The sequence below is a fragment of the Salegentibacter sp. genome, assembly GCF_041642575.1.
Lineage (GTDB): Bacteria > Bacteroidota > Bacteroidia > Flavobacteriales > Flavobacteriaceae > Salegentibacter.
This window is the reverse complement of record NZ_JBEPWD010000046.1, coordinates 1-16,837: the sequence shown is the minus strand read 5'-3', so window position 1 is coordinate 16,837 and position 16,837 is coordinate 1. Positions and strand designations below refer to the sequence as shown.

The 16,837-nt window shown below is 40.3% G+C and carries 17 protein-coding genes; 11 read left to right on the top strand and 6 right to left on the bottom strand.

The window, feature by feature from the left end; translation table 11 throughout:
• Nucleotides 1-50: 50 nt before the first annotated feature.
• Nucleotides 51-491, bottom strand: a complete 441-nt coding sequence (locus ACESK1_RS08565; RefSeq protein WP_372919771.1) for a VOC family protein — start codon at nt 489-491, stop codon at nt 51-53.
• A gap of 133 nt (nt 492-624) precedes the next feature.
• Between ACESK1_RS08565 and ACESK1_RS08560 the strand changes: the two genes are divergently transcribed.
• The 5 genes from ACESK1_RS08560 to ACESK1_RS08540 all read left to right on the top strand — a co-directional run bounded on the left by ACESK1_RS08560 (nt 625) and on the right by ACESK1_RS08540 (nt 4,989).
• Nucleotides 625-2,490, top strand: coding sequence for a TIGR00341 family protein (locus tag ACESK1_RS08560; protein WP_372919770.1), 1,866 nt, complete (start codon nt 625-627; stop codon nt 2,488-2,490).
• A 142-nt stretch (nt 2,491-2,632) separates the two neighbouring features.
• Entirely contained in the window at nt 2,633-3,121 is a 489-nt protein-coding gene (locus tag ACESK1_RS08555) for a DUF4168 domain-containing protein (RefSeq protein WP_372919769.1), read from the top strand.
• 190 nt (nt 3,122-3,311) lie between these two features.
• On the top strand, nt 3,312-3,503 hold the full coding sequence (locus ACESK1_RS08550) for a cold-shock protein (RefSeq protein WP_093409712.1): 192 nt from the start codon (nt 3,312-3,314) through the stop codon (nt 3,501-3,503).
• A gap of 220 nt (nt 3,504-3,723) precedes the next feature.
• Complete coding sequence (locus ACESK1_RS08545; RefSeq protein ID WP_372919768.1) at nt 3,724-4,290, top strand: hypothetical protein; 567 nt, start codon at nt 3,724-3,726, stop codon at nt 4,288-4,290.
• Nucleotides 4,291-4,302: 12 nt separating this feature from the next.
• On the top strand, nt 4,303-4,989 hold the full coding sequence (locus ACESK1_RS08540; RefSeq protein ID WP_372919767.1) for an MBL fold metallo-hydrolase: 687 nt from the start codon (nt 4,303-4,305) through the stop codon (nt 4,987-4,989).
• Here ACESK1_RS08540 and ACESK1_RS08535 read toward each other — a convergent pair.
• From ACESK1_RS08535 to ACESK1_RS08520, 4 genes are all read right to left on the bottom strand, one after another.
• On the bottom strand, nt 4,986-5,708 hold the full coding sequence (locus ACESK1_RS08535) for a DUF72 domain-containing protein (protein ID WP_372919766.1): 723 nt from the start codon (nt 5,706-5,708) through the stop codon (nt 4,986-4,988). The genes ACESK1_RS08540 and ACESK1_RS08535 overlap by 4 nt on opposite strands.
• On the bottom strand, nt 5,705-6,490 hold the full coding sequence (locus ACESK1_RS08530) for an Fpg/Nei family DNA glycosylase (RefSeq protein WP_372919765.1): 786 nt from the start codon (nt 6,488-6,490) through the stop codon (nt 5,705-5,707). The genes ACESK1_RS08535 and ACESK1_RS08530 overlap by 4 nt, the downstream gene beginning before the upstream one ends.
• Before the next feature lie 33 nt (nt 6,491-6,523).
• Nucleotides 6,524-8,059 (bottom strand): GH3 auxin-responsive promoter family protein, encoded by a 1,536-nt coding sequence (locus ACESK1_RS08525; protein ID WP_372919764.1) that lies wholly within the window; start codon nt 8,057-8,059, stop codon nt 6,524-6,526.
• Nucleotides 8,060-8,166: 107 nt separating this feature from the next.
• Nucleotides 8,167-9,726: an NAD(P)/FAD-dependent oxidoreductase gene (locus tag ACESK1_RS08520; protein ID WP_372919763.1), complete on the bottom strand. Its 1,560-nt coding sequence runs from the start codon at nt 9,724-9,726 to the stop codon at nt 8,167-8,169.
• A 148-nt stretch (nt 9,727-9,874) separates the two neighbouring features.
• Here ACESK1_RS08520 and ACESK1_RS08515 point away from each other — a divergent pair, with 148 nt between their 5' ends.
• The 3 genes from ACESK1_RS08515 to yidC all read left to right on the top strand — a co-directional run bounded on the left by ACESK1_RS08515 (nt 9,875) and on the right by yidC (nt 13,777).
• On the top strand, nt 9,875-10,114 hold the full coding sequence (locus tag ACESK1_RS08515) for a DUF3820 family protein (RefSeq protein WP_372919762.1): 240 nt from the start codon (nt 9,875-9,877) through the stop codon (nt 10,112-10,114).
• A gap of 109 nt (nt 10,115-10,223) precedes the next feature.
• Nucleotides 10,224-11,867 carry a CTP synthase gene (locus ACESK1_RS08510; RefSeq protein WP_372919761.1) on the top strand — a complete coding sequence of 548 codons (1,644 nt, stop codon included), beginning with the start codon at nt 10,224-10,226 and terminating at the stop codon, nt 11,865-11,867.
• Between the two features lie 44 nt (nt 11,868-11,911).
• The gene (gene yidC / locus ACESK1_RS08505; RefSeq protein ID WP_372919760.1) at nt 11,912-13,777 is read left to right on the top strand and encodes a membrane protein insertase YidC; all 1,866 of its coding nucleotides are present in this window, start codon (nt 11,912-11,914) and stop codon (nt 13,775-13,777) included.
• Nucleotides 13,778-13,844: 67 nt separating this feature from the next.
• Here the strand turns inward: yidC and ACESK1_RS08500 are convergent, their stop codons facing one another.
• Nucleotides 13,845-14,816, bottom strand: coding sequence for a fasciclin domain-containing protein (locus ACESK1_RS08500; RefSeq protein ID WP_372919759.1), 972 nt, complete (start codon nt 14,814-14,816; stop codon nt 13,845-13,847).
• 71 nt (nt 14,817-14,887) lie between these two features.
• Here ACESK1_RS08500 and ACESK1_RS08495 point away from each other — a divergent pair, with 71 nt between their 5' ends.
• From ACESK1_RS08495 to mnmA, 3 genes are all read left to right on the top strand, one after another.
• Nucleotides 14,888-15,553 carry a toxin-antitoxin system YwqK family antitoxin gene (locus ACESK1_RS08495; RefSeq protein ID WP_372919758.1) on the top strand — a complete coding sequence of 222 codons (666 nt, stop codon included), beginning with the start codon at nt 14,888-14,890 and terminating at the stop codon, nt 15,551-15,553.
• Between the two features lie 42 nt (nt 15,554-15,595).
• Nucleotides 15,596-15,994 (top strand): lipocalin family protein, encoded by a 399-nt coding sequence (locus ACESK1_RS08490; RefSeq protein ID WP_372919757.1) that lies wholly within the window; start codon nt 15,596-15,598, stop codon nt 15,992-15,994.
• A gap of 160 nt (nt 15,995-16,154) precedes the next feature.
• On the top strand, nt 16,155-16,837 hold a 683-nt coding region (gene mnmA / locus ACESK1_RS08485; RefSeq protein WP_372919756.1), incomplete at its 3' end, for a tRNA 2-thiouridine(34) synthase MnmA.

The window sequence follows — 16,837 nt, the reverse complement described above, 5'->3', positions numbered from 1 at the left end:
TGTTATTATCCAGGCTAAAGAGAGAAAAGGAAAAATAATCGGGTTTGATTTTAATGTCTGCCATCATTAACCTCTATCCAGTAACCATCGGGATCCTGAAAATATATCTGCCTAATCCCATCAGGGCGGGTATTAGAGGTGCCCGGTTCTCCCTTCCAGGTTTCGAAAGGAACATTTTTGGATTTTAAATGATCCATAAAAGCATCTATCAAATCGGTTCTCATGGCCATATGAACCCCTTTATTTTTTTCTATAACCTCATCGCTTTCAACCAAATGAAGCTGCACCCGGTCATTTAACTGAAACCATTTAATATGATCTCCCAAACCTCCATTATGAATTTCTTCCAGGCCAAGGATATTGCCATAGAAATCGGCTGAGGTTTCCAGATTCTTTACTCTAATGGTATCATGATCTTTTCTCAGGTTGTATTTATTTACTTGTGGTGTTACGGCGAAGAGTATAATCGCCGGTAAATTATGTACTGGCATGGTTTATATTATTTAAGTTTTATAGTACCATACAAGTTAATTGAATTGCAGGCTATAACTGTAAAACTCAGGTTAAATCTTTTATCTACGGGGTCAAAAAGTCTTAACTTGCAGATAAAATACCAGCCAGAATATGATTTATATCCTTTACCATCCCGACGACAAGTCGGAAGTAAATGAAAGTCTTGTACCTCTTTTGTCCGGAAAGGATTATAAATTAGTCGAATATCCAAATCCGGGCTTTGAACCAGAGAATGAAGATGTATTAATCGCCTATTTAAGCGACGAATATTTAAGAGAATTCCTTCCCCAGGCGGCAAAAAAGGGATGGCCTGTAGGCATACTTCCTCATCCGGAAAATCTTTATACCAGTAAAGGTCTTGGGGTTTCGTCAAAACTTGATGAGGCTATGGATGAGATCCTGGTTTCAGAGGAAAGCCATAAGCTGGATTTACTTTTTTGCAATGGGAAACCCGTTTTTCAAGCGGTAAATCTTGGAAATGCCTTTATTCTTTCAGAAGAAATAAAAGAGAATAACTTCTTTTACGAGGTAAAAACCTTTTTTAAAAATATCAGGCGGCTCTCTTCGCTTTCTCATCATACCTATTTATTAAAATCTGATGACGAAAAGATAATCAAAACCTCTGCATTGGGAATTGTAGTTGTAGAACATCCCTTAAGTTCTGTTGTAGCGCGAAGACTCGTATCCGATAGTGCCATGAATGATGGCATGTTCAATGTCCTGATCCTGTCTCCTCAAAACCTGTTGGAATTGACCTTATTTTTACTTCGAAGTTTAATTCCGAAAAGAAAAACGCTGAGGAAATTACCTGATTTTATTGGGCAGATCAAGATATCCAGGCTTACTATTGAAAATTCTTCCCCTATAGAATATACCGTGGACGGACAAACGGAGTCGGAAAAAATCATTAAACTGGAAGTGGACCCCGAAGCTTTAGTACTGAAGCAAGCCAGTATATACTGTAGTGACGAAAATGGAGAGGAGGCAAAGAAGAGCTTAAAAATAGATAAGCTTCCCAGAGGGCAAAAAAGAGAGGAACTCGCCAAGCGATCTTTACCAATTCTACCTCGGGCTACTACTGAAGAGTTTGAAGATCTTTTCAAGGTTTTGCGGGAGAATGCGGTTACTACTTCTCCCTACGTGATAATGATGATTCTTTCTACCCTTATTGCGACATTTGGTCTTTTTGGCAATTCATCCCCGGTAATAATCGGAGCGATGATTCTGGCTCCAATTATTTCTCCAATCGTTTCCTTTTCTATGGGAATGGTGCGATACGATACTCAAATGCTTAAAACAGGCTTTATAACAATTCTGATTGGAACCGGAGTATCCCTTTTATTTGCAGCCGGAGTTAGCCTGATCATTCCACTTAAGGTACTAACTTCTGAAATAGATGCGAGGCTCTCTCCCACTCTTCTGGATATGGGAATTGCGGTAGCTTCAGGAATCGCTGCTGCTTATGCGCACGCCGAAGAAGGAATTGCTAAAAGCCTTGCTGGTGTTGCAATTGCTGTTGCCTTAGTACCTCCATTAGCAGTAGCCGGGATCGGAATAGGATGGCTTGATTGGGATGTTTTTTCAGGAGCATTTTTGCTTTACTTGACCAATATGGCGGGGATAATTATGTTTGCCGGACTTACATTTTTGGTTCTCGGTTTCGCTCCTTTCAAAAGAGCAAAGCTTGGCCTGGTTTATACCTTCATAATGATAGTGGTTATTCTAATACCACTATCGCTTTCTTTCAATCGCATTCAACAGGAAGCGGATATCACAAGGCAATTAGAAGGTACAACTTTCAATGAAATTATCCTGCGGGACGTAAAAGTACGTTTTGGCACCCCGCTAAAAGTTAATCTCACCCTGGTAGGAACGGAAACCCTGGAAAAAGAAGACATGGTAGATATTAAAAGACAAATAGAGGAAAACCTGGAGCAACCCATTCAACTTGAAGTGATTTTAGCAAGACAATTTTAGCATCTGAACTATTAACAACTCGCGGAAGATAATGTTAAAATTTATTAAAAAAAGGAAAATTCGATAGATTCTTTTTTTCAGACTAAATTAATTTCAATAGTTTCGGGCCTTAACAATTAAATAAAAACAAAAAAGGACGATTATGCTTAGATTGAAAAAAATTGCGACTTCATTATTTTTTACCGCTGTTTTGGGAACTGTAACGGCTGTGGCACAAACCCCACAACAAATGGCGCCCCAGCAACAGCAGCAAAAAGTAGAAGTTAATGATGAGGAACTGTCTAAATTTGCCAATGCATACCAGGGAATTACTGTTATAAATCAAGAGGCCCAGCAGAAAATGGTAAAAAAAGTTGAAGACAGCGGTTTTGATGTAGAACGTTTTAATGAAATTCACCAGGCTTCTCTAGATCCAAATCAGGAAGTAGAAGTTAGCAGTGAAGAAAAAGCAAAACACAAAGAAGTAGTTACCGAAATTGAAGGAATGCAAGGTGAATTCCAGAAAGATATGGAAAATGTAATCGAAGAGCAAGGGCTTAGCGTTGAGCGTTATGAGCAATTGGCTATGGCATTGCAACAAGATACTGAATTGCAACAAAGACTGCAGAAACTTATGCAAGGTCAGGGATAATTAAAAACCTGATTAGATATATTAAAGCGGCAGATAATCTGCCGCTTTTTTTATGCCCAGCCCCTACAAACATTGAAAATACTAGAATAAAAAATTCATATATCTAAATACTTTGAAATAAAATTGAATTTTTTATGCAAATATCTCAAAACTTCTGTATATTTGCAGTTCAATATAAATAATAGTTACAATGAACAGAGGAACAGTTAAGTTTTTTAACGACTCAAAAGGATTCGGTTTCATTACCGACGAAGAATCAAACAAGGAATATTTTGTACACGCAAACGGCCTAATTGACGAAATCAGAGAAAATGATGAAGTTGTGTTTGATCTAGAAGAAGGAAGAAAAGGTTTAAATGCGGTAAACGTAAAACAAGCTTAGGCTTTTTTTAGTTACCAGTTTATAAAGATTTTCAGGCCCTGCATTAATTTGCAGGGCTTTTTTTATACATTTTTTATCATTCCAGGTTTGTAGAATTCCTTTCAGATTCTATATTTTAGAAAACGAGCAAAGACAAATTATTTTGAAATCACCGGGTATCAACATTATCATGTTTGCAATCCTATCGCTAGGAATGTTATGTTCCGGTCATGCCCAGGTTATGAAACAAAAAGACAGTTTAAAATTTAATAATAAAGTAGTTCCGGACATTATTTGGAGGGAAGCCTATATCGCCCTGGCTCATTATCCGGAATTAAAGGATACTCCAATAGAATTTAAGTTCAAAAAGAAAATACAGAAATCATTCATGCAGGCGCAGCCCAAGATCACGGGCTTATTTAAAAATAAAAAGAAACGCGCTTATTTCATTATGATAAGTGAAAAGATCGTAATAGAGGATGAGGTTTTTGATGTAACCACGGTTCCTTCTGATGTGCTAATAGGCTGGCTGGGCCATGAACTCGGACATATTATGGATTACCGGGAACGCAGCGGGTTGAATATGCTCTGGTTCGGGATGAAATATTATGCCTCAAAAACCTATATTCAGGAGGCCGAGCGGGTAGCAGACACCTATGCCGTTAATCACGGAATGGGAAAATACATAATCGCTACTAAAGATTTTATTCTGAATCATGCTCACCTTTCAGAGGTATATAAAGCGCGTATTAAAAACCTCTACCTTTCTCAGGAGCAAATTATGATGCTAATAGATGAACTGGAATAATTCAATCGGAACATGGAAATCGAGATCCTGGGCTGTCGGGGAAAAATTAAAGCCTCTGCGAGAAAACATAAAAACCACAGCGGATTTATTATAGACGAAAAACTCCTAATTGATGTTGGAGAAAAAGAATTTCTTGATAGAAAACCGCAAGCTATTATCTTCACCCATTTTCATCCTGACCATGCTTACTTTGTTTTTAATGAGGAAACTTTCGCTCCTGCCATTCCCCACTACGGCCCGGAAACTCACCCACTTCTTCCTAAGCTGAAAGTAATTTCAGCAGAAACCAAAATATCAGGATATAGCATAACCCCAATCCCGGTGATTCATTCTAAAAATCTAAAATCATATGGATACGTGGTGGAAAAAGATGGAAAGCGGGTTTTCTTCACGGGCGATGTTGCCTGGATAGAAAAAACATACCTGAAAGAAATCGGGCAGGTTGACCTGATTATTACCGAAGCTACATTGATCCAGAAAGGCGGCAGGATAAACCGAAGTGGCGATAAAATCTACGGTCATACCGGAATTCCCGATCTTATTCGCATTTTAAGTCCGCTTAGTCCAAAGATGATATTCGCCCATTATGGAGACTGGTTCTATGAAAACATTGAAGAAAGCAAAGAAAAATTGAAATCACTGCAACCTCAAGGCACTGAAATAATCCCTGCTTTTGATGGACTAACCATAAAGGTTTAGGTTTCCTCAAAAAATGATCTCAGCAACAAAGCATTTTCCGGGGCACTCGCTCCAAGATCGTTGTTGAAATAAATATACACCTCCTCTACTCCTGAATTTTTGATCTGCTCATACCAGTTGTGTAACTCCTCTTTGGAATAATCATAATCATACCACTTCTTGCCCTTCCCGTGAAACCTCACATAGCCTAATTTTCCTGTATGAATAATCTCCTCCGGAAAAACCGGACTGGAAACAGAGCAGAAGACCACATTGTATTTGGAAAGAAGTTTATAGATATCCTCATCAAACCAGGAGAGGTGACGAAATTCAATAACATTGGTAAAATCCGGATTAAGTAACTTACAGAAAGCCTCCAGCTTTTCGTCATCACGGTGAAGGCTTGGAGGTAATTGCCAGAGAATACAGCTCTTTTTATCCTTCAAAAGATAAGCCGCATTATAGAATTTTTCAACACTTTCTTCTACCTCATTAAGCTTTTTCATATGTGTTACATACCGACTGCCTTTCAGGGTGATCTTAAAATCCCCGGAAACTGTATCTTTCCATTTTGTAAGGGTGGAATCCCGGGGAAACCGGTAAAACGTGCTGTTGATCTCTACCGTATTGAAAATGCCCGAATAGTATTTCAACCAATCTTTCTGGGCCAGGTCTTCCGGATAAAATCGGCCTTTCCAATCACGGTAATTCCAGCCCGAACAGCCAATGTGAACTTTCATGATTTTTCTTTTTGACATTCGGGGCAGAAATAAGTACTCCTGCCAGAAACCTTAATCATCTTAATTTTTCCTGAACAATTAGGACAGGAAGCACCTTCTTTCCTGGAATGACTAAGGTAATTTGAGGGAAATTCTGATCGTTCTCCCTCTTTTTTTATAGCCGTTTTCAAAACCACATTCATTTTTTGAAAGATCTTATCTCCATCCTTTTCTGAAAGTTTTTCCACTTTGGTTTTCGGATGTACCCTTGATTGAAACAGGATTTCATCGGCATATACGTTTCCGATACCTGAGATCAAATGCTGATCAGTGAGCAGCGATTTCATTCCTCCTCTTTTCTTTTGAAGTATTTCCCTGAATTCTTTATCTGTAATATCAAGGGCGTGTTTCCCCAGGGAATGTTCCTCCTGAAAACCCTCAACTCCTTCTGCGAGATAGATCTTGCCAAGCTTGCGCACACATACAAACGCGAGATGTGAATGATCCTTAAATGTAATTAGAAGATGAGTATGTTTTGGAGTTTCATTATGTTGAAAATATTCAAATTTACCCGTCATCCCAAAGTGAAAAACCAGGTTTTTATTGGAATTGGTCTCTAGAAAAAGGTATTTCCCAAGTTGCTTTGAGCCTTTGAATTTTTTATTAAGCAGCGCTTTTTTAAAGTCGGATTGAGGCGCCTGCAATAATTTGGTTTCTGGAAATTCTACCTCTACTATTTCTTTGTTGAGCACTGTTTCCTCCAGGAAAGTCTTAAAATTGGCTATTTCCGGTAATTCAGGCATAATTTCAGATTTTTAGAACTATTACTCCTTTAATTATGAAAATTTATATTTGTTCTCGTTTACGAATTTCTCCCATTCTGCGAATTTCTCTTCATTCATCACCTTTTCCATTTTCACCTGCCCTCCCTTTTTCTTATAGGCTGCATTCCATTCCGGAAACATTTCAGGATGTATTGTAGTTACCTTAACTCCTTTTAATGCTTTGGAACGTGCCACCCGGTAATTCTTATTCGCATTCTTCAGGGACTCATCAAGAGCTTCAGCTAATTTATCTTCAGAAATATCAGTCTCAGTACCAAGATACCAGTGATGATGGAATTCACCATCAATACGAACCGCAGCAAGGGTGAATTCGGGAATTTTAATATCGAATTTCTCTTCGAGTTCCTTTAAGGCATCATTCATCTTGTTCACCGAAAGCTGGGATCCCACAACATTGAGGAAAAACTTGGTTCTCCCGGTTATCCTGATCTCCTTCCGGGCTACATCGGTAAATTTAATAGTATCTCCAATGAGGTATCTCCAGGCTCCGGAAACCGTGCTGATAAGTAAAACATAATCTTCCTCTTCCTTCACATCAGCCAGGGAGATCACCGGGGCATTCTCTACCAGCGAACCATCCTGCTGGATATATTCGGCTTTAAAAGGAACAAATTCAAAATAAATTCCGTTGTCAAGAATAAGCTTCATGGCATTAGTATCGGGACGTTCCTGGATGGCAAGAAATCCTTCGGAAGCCAGATAAGTGTCAATTACTGTTATGGGGCGGTCTAAAAGTGCATTGAAGCTCTTTTCATAAGGTTCAAAAGCCACACCTCCCGAAGCATATACCTGCAGGTTTGGCCAGATTTCATGAATATTGTTGAGGTTGTTATGTTCGATAACCTTTTTCATCATCAGCTCCAGCCAGGAGGGAATGCCGCTTAGCGCCCCAATATCCCAGTTTTTAGCATTTTCAGCAATGAGTTGTACACGTTCATCCCATTCTTCGATCTTCGCGATATCTTCTCCCGGCTTGTAATACCCACGGAACCAAAACGGAATATTGCTCGCGCTAATTCCGCTGATCTCCCCTTCCTTGTGATCACCTTCTTTCTGAAGGTCTGTGGAGCTTCCCAACATCATGATCTCTTTTTCAAAGAAATCGGTGGGGAGGTCAAAATTGCTCAGGGCACTAACCTGCTTGATTCCGGCTTTTCGAATGGCTTCCACCATCTCATCGGTTACGGGAATACGTTTACTGGATTTCCCCGTGGTTCCCGAGCTGAGCGCAAAATATGGAGGTCTCCCCGGCCAGGTAATATTTTCCTGCCCATCATGAATTTTATGCCACCATTCTTTTTCAAGTTTATGATAATCAAAATATGGCACCTTTTCGGCGAAGGTCTTCATAACATCTTTTGATTTCAGGATAGTCTCAAAATCATATTGTTTCCCAAACTCGGTATTTTTGGCAGTTTTTAATAATTTCCGCAATACCTCTTCCTGCGCTTTAACTGCATCAGGTTCCGAAACAAAATTATCCCTTAGATCTATTAGACTTTTTATGATTGAACCTACTATGGCCATACTGAATTGAGTTTTCCGAAGTTATTTTCAAAATCTGAAGATAGAAAAAACCAAAATCAAGATTCAATATGTATCGGTAATTATCAATAATTTAACCTTTAAAAAGGTCACTTTCCGAGGATACTTTGCGCGCATTTTTCGGCACATTTCTCTCCATCTATAGCGGCAGAAACAATACCCCCCGCAAAACCGGCTCCTTCTCCACAGGGATAAAGGCCTTTAACCTGAACATGTTCAAAGGTAACCGGGTCCCTGGGAATCCTTACTGGGGAAGAGGTACGGGATTCAGGCGCATGCACTATTGCCTCGTTGGTTAAAAAGCCACGCATGCTTTTATCGAATTCTTTAAATCCCTGTTGAAGGGTTTTATGAATGAAAGTGGGAAAAACACTTTCCAGTTCTACGGAAGTTACCCCAGGCTTATAAGAGGTTACTGGTAGATCCTGTGATAATCTTCCATTGGTAAAATCCACCAGCCGTTGGGCGGGTACTCGCTGTGTTTTTCCGCCTTCAGCCCAGGCTTTTTGTTCTATTTTTTTCTGAAATTCCATCGCAGCCAGGGGATTCTTTGAAGACTCTGGAAAATCTGAAAGCCTTAATTCCACCACAATTCCGGAATTGGCGGTAGGTTGATCCCGTTTGCTGGGAGACCAGCCATTGGTCACTACCTCACCCGGGGAAGTTGCACAGGGTGCAATAATTCCACCGGGACACATACAAAAGGAATACATTCCCCGCCCATTGATCTGCTTTACAATACTGTATGGGGAAGGTGGCAAAAATTCCCCTCTTACCTCACATTTATACTGAATCTTATCAATAAGCTCCTGCGGATGTTCAACCCTAACACCCAGAGCAAAAGGTTTTGCTTCTATTTTTATATTTTTAGAATGCAAAAGTTCAAAAATATCCCTGGCCGAATGTCCTGTGGCAAGAATCAATTTTCGCGCTTTAATTGTATCTCCATTAAGAGTTTTAATTCCGGCCACCTCATTGTTATCAACAATAATATCACTGAGCCTGGTGTTGAAAAGAACTTCTCCCCCATTTGAAATTATCTTCTCCCTAATATCAGAAATTATTGCAGGGAGTTTGTTTGTGCCAATGTGGGGATGGGCCTCCACCATAATTTCCGGAGTAGCCCCAAAAGCGACCAGCAGTTTTAAAATCCGGTCAACATCTCCGCGTTTTTTAGAACGTGTATACAATTTACCGTCGCTATAGGTACCCGCCCCGCCTTCTCCAAAACAGTAATTCGAATCTTTGTTTACGATATGCTCGATATTAAGGGCTTTCAGATCCCTTCTCCTGCTCCTTACATCTTTTCCCCGCTCTACAATTACAGGTTTAATTCCCAGTTCTATGCATTTAAGTGCGGCAAACAAGCCTGCCGGCCCGGCACCAACAATAATAACTTCTTCTTTATCGCTTACATTATTATAGTCCGGTATCTCGATCTTATTTTCCCTGAAGACTTCCTTTACATAAACCTCAACTTTCAGATTGACCTTTATGGCCTTTTGGCGGGCATCTATGGAGCGCTTCAAAATTTCAATGTGTGAGATCTCAGAAACAGGAATATCGGCAGTTTTGGAAACCGCTTTCCACAGTCTTTCTTTTATAGCCGCCTGTTCAGGGCTGAGGCGGAGTTGGAATTGATATCTCATCTTTTATAATCTTCAGGCAAAATTAAACTTTTCCTGCGTCATGACCTGAGGCTGGAAAAATTCAGCACTTTCCAATAGAATATTATTGAAATTAAACCGCTTAAATAAGTTATTTTAGCCTTTTTATTCTACTCTCAAAACTATTAAGTTGAATCCTGAACCTTCTCAAAAAGCTCTCATTGAACTGGCTTATGCCAAAATGTATTTCGGAAAATACAAGGGGTATTTCCTAAGCGATGTCCCTGAGTATTATTTTGTATGGTACCGGCAAAAAGGCTTTCCGCCGGGTAAGACAGGAGAACAAATGCAGCAGGTTTTCGAATTAAAGCTCAACGGGATGGAAGGCATTTTAAGAGAAATAAGAAGAAGGTACCCCAAAAGGAGCTAAATATAAGGCGCTAATTACAAGAAATATTAGGTTTAAAATTGAACGCTTTTTCTATTCTTCTTTGTATTTTAGCGCCCTGAATAAAACAACGCAACAAATACCTCACAACATGGCCGAAACCAAGTATATTTTTGTCACTGGCGGCGTTTCTTCCTCACTGGGAAAAGGGATAATCGCAGCTTCACTGGCAAAATTACTACAAGCGCGTGGGTTTAAAACCACTATTCAGAAACTTGATCCTTACATAAATGTAGATCCGGGAACGCTTAACCCATATGAGCATGGAGAATGCTATGTAACCGAAGATGGCGCCGAAACCGATCTTGACCTTGGTCATTACGAACGATTTTTAAACGTAAATACTTCCCAGGCCAATAATGTTACCACCGGACGTATCTACCAAAGCGTGATCGAAAAGGAACGCCGTGGGGAATTCCTCGGAAAAACGGTGCAAGTGGTTCCGCATATTACCAACGAGATCAAGGAACGCATACAATTGCTTGGAAATAATGGAGATTACGACATCGTAATCACTGAAATTGGCGGAACCGTGGGGGATATTGAATCCCTACCTTATATTGAGGCAGTGCGACAATTAAAATGGGAGCTGGGAGATGAAAATGCACTGGTTATTCATTTAACTCTTGTACCTTACCTTGCCGCTGCCGGAGAGCTAAAAACTAAACCTACACAACACAGTGTAAAAACACTGATGGAAAGCGGAATAAAGGCCGATATCCTTGTTTGCCGTACTGAGCATGAACTTTCTGATGATATACGGCGTAAACTGGCTATCTTTTGTAACGTTCGACAGGAAGCAGTTATTCAAAGTATAGATGCAACCACTATTTACGACGTACCCAACATGATGCTCGAGGAAGGCTTAGACACGGTAACCCTGAAGAAATTAGGGCTTCCGGATGATACTACCCCTAAGCTGGAACACTGGAATGAGTTCCTGAAACGTCACAAAAATCCGAAGGCTGAAGTAAATATTGGACTCATCGGGAAATACGTGGAACTTCAGGATTCCTATAAATCTATTCTGGAAGCTTTTATCCATGGCGGTGCCGAAAACGAGGTAAAGGTTAATATAGAAAGTATTCATTCAGAATTTATAAATGAAAATACTATTCATCACAAGATCGCGCATTTAGACGGGATTTTAGTGGCACCCGGATTTGGAGAACGCGGGATTGAAGGCAAGATTGACGCTGTGCGTTTTGCCCGGGAGAATAAAATTCCTTTTTTCGGGATCTGCCTTGGAATGCAGATGGCCGTAATAGAATTTGCGCGTAACGTATTACAGCTAAAAGGAGCGAGTTCTACTGAAATGGATCCTCAAACCGCACATCCCGTAATAGACATCATGGAAGAGCAAAAGGAGGTTACCGATAAAGGTGGAACTATGCGTTTAGGCGCCTGGGATTGTCATCTTACCGAAGGCTCTCTGATACAAAAAATCTATGGAAAAGATGATATAAAGGAACGTCACCGGCATCGTTATGAGTACAACAATAAGTACAAGGAGCAACTGGAAAATGCCGGAATGCTAAGTACCGGAATTAATCCGGAAACCGGACTGGTTGAGGTTATAGAGCTTAAGGATCATCCTTGGTTCGTTGGAGTACAATACCACCCGGAATACAAAAGTACGGTGGCCAGCCCGCATCCAATATTTGTAGCTTTTATAAAAGCTGCACACAACTATTCAAAAAAGAAAAATAGTGCCAGCCTGGCACCTAATCAATAACTGGTCAGTTTTTTGACCTACGGCAAGTTACAGTTAAGAAAAGCATGGAAGAAAAAAAGTTTGATGTTCAATCCTTAATCGGATTTTTACTTATTGGGGGTATTTTATTATGGATGTTGTACAACAACACCCCTACTGAAGAAGAATTAGAAGCTGAACAAAATACCGAACAGGTAGAAGTCCCTGGAAATACCGATGCCAATCAACCTGAAGAAGAACCTGAAGCTACAGGTACCCAGGATTCTACCGCGATGTCCCAGGCCAGGGAACGCCTTGGTCCATTTGGTTATTCTGCAGGTCTCGCCTCGGCTAGCGATGAAACCACGAGCTTCTCCAATGATGTACTGGAGTTGGAAATAGATAACAAAGGAGGAGGTATTTCTGAAGCGCGTATCAGTAATTTTAAAACCTACGATTCTATCCCGGTTTACCTGGTGAAGGATGGCAATGCCTCTTTCAACCTTAATTTCACTACCACCGATGGAAGAGTGCTCGATACCCAAAACCTGTATTTTGAACCCGAACTGAGTCAGAATGGGGACAATCAGGTGCTTTCTATGAAACTAAAGGTTTCAGAAGACGAGTATCTGGAATACCGTTATGTTCTGAAACCGGGAGAATACATGCTGGATTTCAGCATAAGATCTCAGGGACTTAGCCAGGTCTTTAATCCTAACCAGAACATTCAACTGGACTGGAAACTTAAAGGTTACCGCCACGCCAAAAGTATTTCCTACGAAAACAAGTATACCGAACTTATCTATGAATATGACGGGGGTGATGACGATTACCTGGGACAGGGAGATTTTACTGATGACGAAGAGGAGAACGTGACCTATGTAGCTTTTAAACAACACTTTTTCACCTCTATACTTTTAACCGACACTCCGTTTAAGCGCGGAAAATTCACCTCAGAGAACCTGGTGCAGGATGAGGAAGTAGACACTGTTTATACCAAAGCTTTTACTGCGAGTATGCCATTGGAATTAAACGGCGGAGAGCTTAATTATAATATGAACTGGTATTACGGGCCAACTGATTATAAGATCCTAAACGATTATGACCGTAACCTGGATGAAATAGTTCCTCTTGGATGGGGGATTTTTGGTTGGATAAACCAATATGTTTTCATTCCGTTCTTTAGTTTCTTAAGCGGAATTCTTCCAAGCTATGGGATCGCAATTATTGTAATGACCATTGTAGTACGAATTTTTCTTTCTCCTGTAACTTATAAATCTTATCTCTCTCAGGCTAAAATGAAGGTTTTAAGACCTGAGATCAATGAGCTTAACGAGAAGTTTAAGGATAACCCGATGAAAAAGCAGCAGGAAACCATGAAGCTGTACAGCAAAGCGGGAGCCAGTCCTATGAGTGGTTGTTTACCGGCCCTGATGCAGATACCGGTTTTTTATGCACTATTCCAGTTCTTCCCGAGTGCTTTTCAACTTAGACACAAAGGTTTCCTTTGGGCAGACGATCTATCAAGTTATGATACTATCGCCGAGTTACCATTTCATATTCCATTTTACGGAGACCACGTGAGTTTGTTTCCTATTCTGGCTTCCATAGCAATTTTCATTTACATGATGATGACTACGGGACAGAGCATGGCGCAGGCCCAGCAGCCGGGAATGCCTAATATGAAATTTATAATGTACCTGTCACCACTGTTTATGCTTGTTTTCTTTAACAACTTTGCTAGTGGTTTATCTTTATACTACTTCACCTCTAACCTGATTACTATTGGAATTATGTTAGTGATCAAATATGTGATCATCGATGAGGATAAAATACACGCCAAGATCCAGGAGAATAAGAAGAAGCCTAAAAAACAAAACAGGTTTACTAAAAAGATGCAGGAAATGATGGAGCAGGCCGAGCAACAACAGAAACAAAAAGGCAAAAAATAATTTTAAAATTTTTCCATAAAAAAAGCCCCTGCGTAATTAGCGAAGGGGCTTTTAAAATTAAAACAGATTACTCTGCAGGTAGGATCACAGTATCCAGAACATGGATCACTCCGTTGTTCGCCTGAACATCGGCGGCTATTACGGTTGCAGTTCTATCTCTCGCATCAGTTATAGTTACAGCATCTCCCAGGTTCACAGTAAATGAATCACCATGAAGGGTTTCAACCATCATATCGTCGCTTAGGTCTCCCGAACGTACATTAGCTCCGGCCACAACGTGGTACCTTAAAACGGCCGATAGGGTTTCAGTTGGGATATCGCCCAAACCAGATAGTTCAAGTTCCTCTAAAAGTGCAACGAAGGCATCATTAGTAGGGGCAAAAACGGTGAATGGAGCAGGATCTTCAGTCATTTGCAGGGTTTCTACAAATGTGAATTCATCTTCACGGGTTAGGGCCTGCACCAGGATTTCAAAAGTAGGATCTGCGGTGGCGAAATCTACAATAGAAGGTAATCCAATCACGGCATCCACGGCATGAATAACCCCGTTGTCTACCTCAATATCGGCGTTGGTAACTTCAGCCATTCCGTTAATCATTACCCCATCTTCAGTATTAATGTACAAACTCAGAGGGTCTTCTGAAGCCATACCTGTAGCCATACTGCTTATATAACCGGTAGAAAGATCAGAGGCCATAATTTCGCCACTCTGCAGATGGTTAAGAAGCACTTCTCTCAAAAGATCTTCCGGTACGTCATCAAGACTATCAAATCCGTTAGCCGATAAAAAAGCATTGAATGCCGCGTTGTTTGGCGCGAAAACTGTGTAATTTGCATTCCCGTCCAGAGAGGCGGTTAATCCTGCAACTTCTAATGCTGCTGCCAGGGAAGAATAATCATCGTTGTCAGCGACAAAGTCAACGATACTGTTAGAAGGCACAATAATGTCACCTGCTTCATCATCATCACTGCAGGCTACAAACCCGGTCGCTAAGATAGCGAGAAGGGCAAATTTGGAAATTGTTGAAATAAAATTCATTTTTTTAAGTTTTTGTTATAGAGTAAAAGTACAGCAGGAAAAACCATAATCTTGTTTAATATTTGTTAATTATGTATAAACAGAAGTTAAAGTATTTATTCTTAATCATTTGCGTCCCCCTCTTTGCCCAGGAGAATTTAAACCAAACCGACGACCAAGGTAGGCGCCACGGGGACTGGAAGATTAATTTTGAAGGTTCTAATGAAGTGAAGTTTGAAGGCACTTTCCATCATGGGAAGGAAACCGGGGAGTTTAAATTCTATAAAAAGGGAAGCCAGGAGCATCCTACTGCGATAATGCAATTCCAGGATGAATCATTGGCAAAGGCCACTTATTACACCCAAGAGGGGAAACCTATAAGCCAGGGGATGATGAAGAATAAACAAAGGGAAGGTGAATGGGTATATTTCCATAATAAATCAGAAGCCACCATGATGGTGGAAAATTATTCGGAAGGAAAACTAAATGGTTTCCAGATCACATATTTTCCCGATGGAGGCACTGCCGAAAAGACCGAATACAAAAACGGTAAAAAAAACGGCGAAAGTTTAATTTATGGAAAGAACGGACAGGTACTGCAGGAATTGAACTATAAGAATGATGAGTTGCATGGGCCGGCGAATTATTTTAACGCGGCCGGCGAAAAGCTCATTGAAGGCGAATATCAGGAAGGCAGGAAAACCGGGAGATGGCGTTATTTCGAAAAAGGAGAATTAAACGAACAAAAAGATTATTGAACCCAAAAAATATTATATTTAACAACCTAAACTTAAAATGTTATGAAAAAAATAATTGCCTTATTAGCCGTATTTATGATGTTTACTGCCTGTGACAGTGATGATGACACCAACGAAGGAGACGACCCTATTTTGGGGACCTGGTTTGTAGCAGAAATGGAAAATTCACTTAGTGATGATGAATTAAGTGAGTGTAATTTGAATTCCAACATAACTTTTTATGCGGATAATACTGCCGATTCTGAGTATTATGAAGAGGTAGAAAATGAATGTGTTTCTGATGAAGAATCTTCAACCTGGGAAAAAAATTCCAATGGTCAATATACCTTTGACTTACCTATTTTTGGAAGACAAACCGGAGATGTCGAGTTTAGTGGTAATAACCGGTTTAAATTCTCAATACCATCTGTACCTGGGGTAAGTCTGACCTTTGAAAAATAAATTTATCGTATAGAATTAAAAGGGGTGGCTTTGGCCGCCCTTTTTTATTGATACTGATATAAAAAAGCACAATACATAAACTAAAGCATATCTCTTATATTTCGTAATTTTGCAGCCTGCTTTCCGACTTTTCCTTCGGAAAGAGAATAAATTGAGCTTAATGAAAAAGAAAGTTGTAGTAGGTTTATCTGGTGGCGTAGATTCCAGCGTATCGGCGTATCTTTTGCAGGAGCAGGGCTATGAGGTGATTGGTCTTTTTATGAAGAACTGGCATGACGACTCGGTAACTATATCTGATGAATGCCCCTGGCTGGACGACAGCAATGATGCGATGATGGTTGCCAATAAGCTGGGTATTCCTTTTCAAACAGTAGATCTTAGTGAGCAATATAAGGAGCGTATCGTAGACTATATGTTCAACGAGTACGAAAAAGGTCGCACGCCTAATCCCGATGTGCTTTGCAATCGCGAAATAAAATTTGATGTCTTTATGAAAATTGCCCTCTCCCTTGGTGCTGATTATGTGGCTACCGGACATTATTGCCGAAAAGGAGAGATAGAAAAAGACGGCGAAACTGTTTATCAATTGCTTTCCGGAAAAGACAATAATAAAGACCAGTCTTATTTCCTTTGTCAGCTCACCCAGGAACAGCTTTCAAAGACGCTCTTCCCTATCGGGGAATTACAAAAATCTGAAGTTCGTAGAATCGCTGCTGAACAGGACCTGGTAACCGCTGATAAAAAGGATTCCCAGGGACTTTGTTTCATTGGAAAAGTTCGCCTTCCGGAATTCCTTCAGCAAAAACTTCAGCCTAAAGAAGGGGTGATCGTGGAAATTGATTC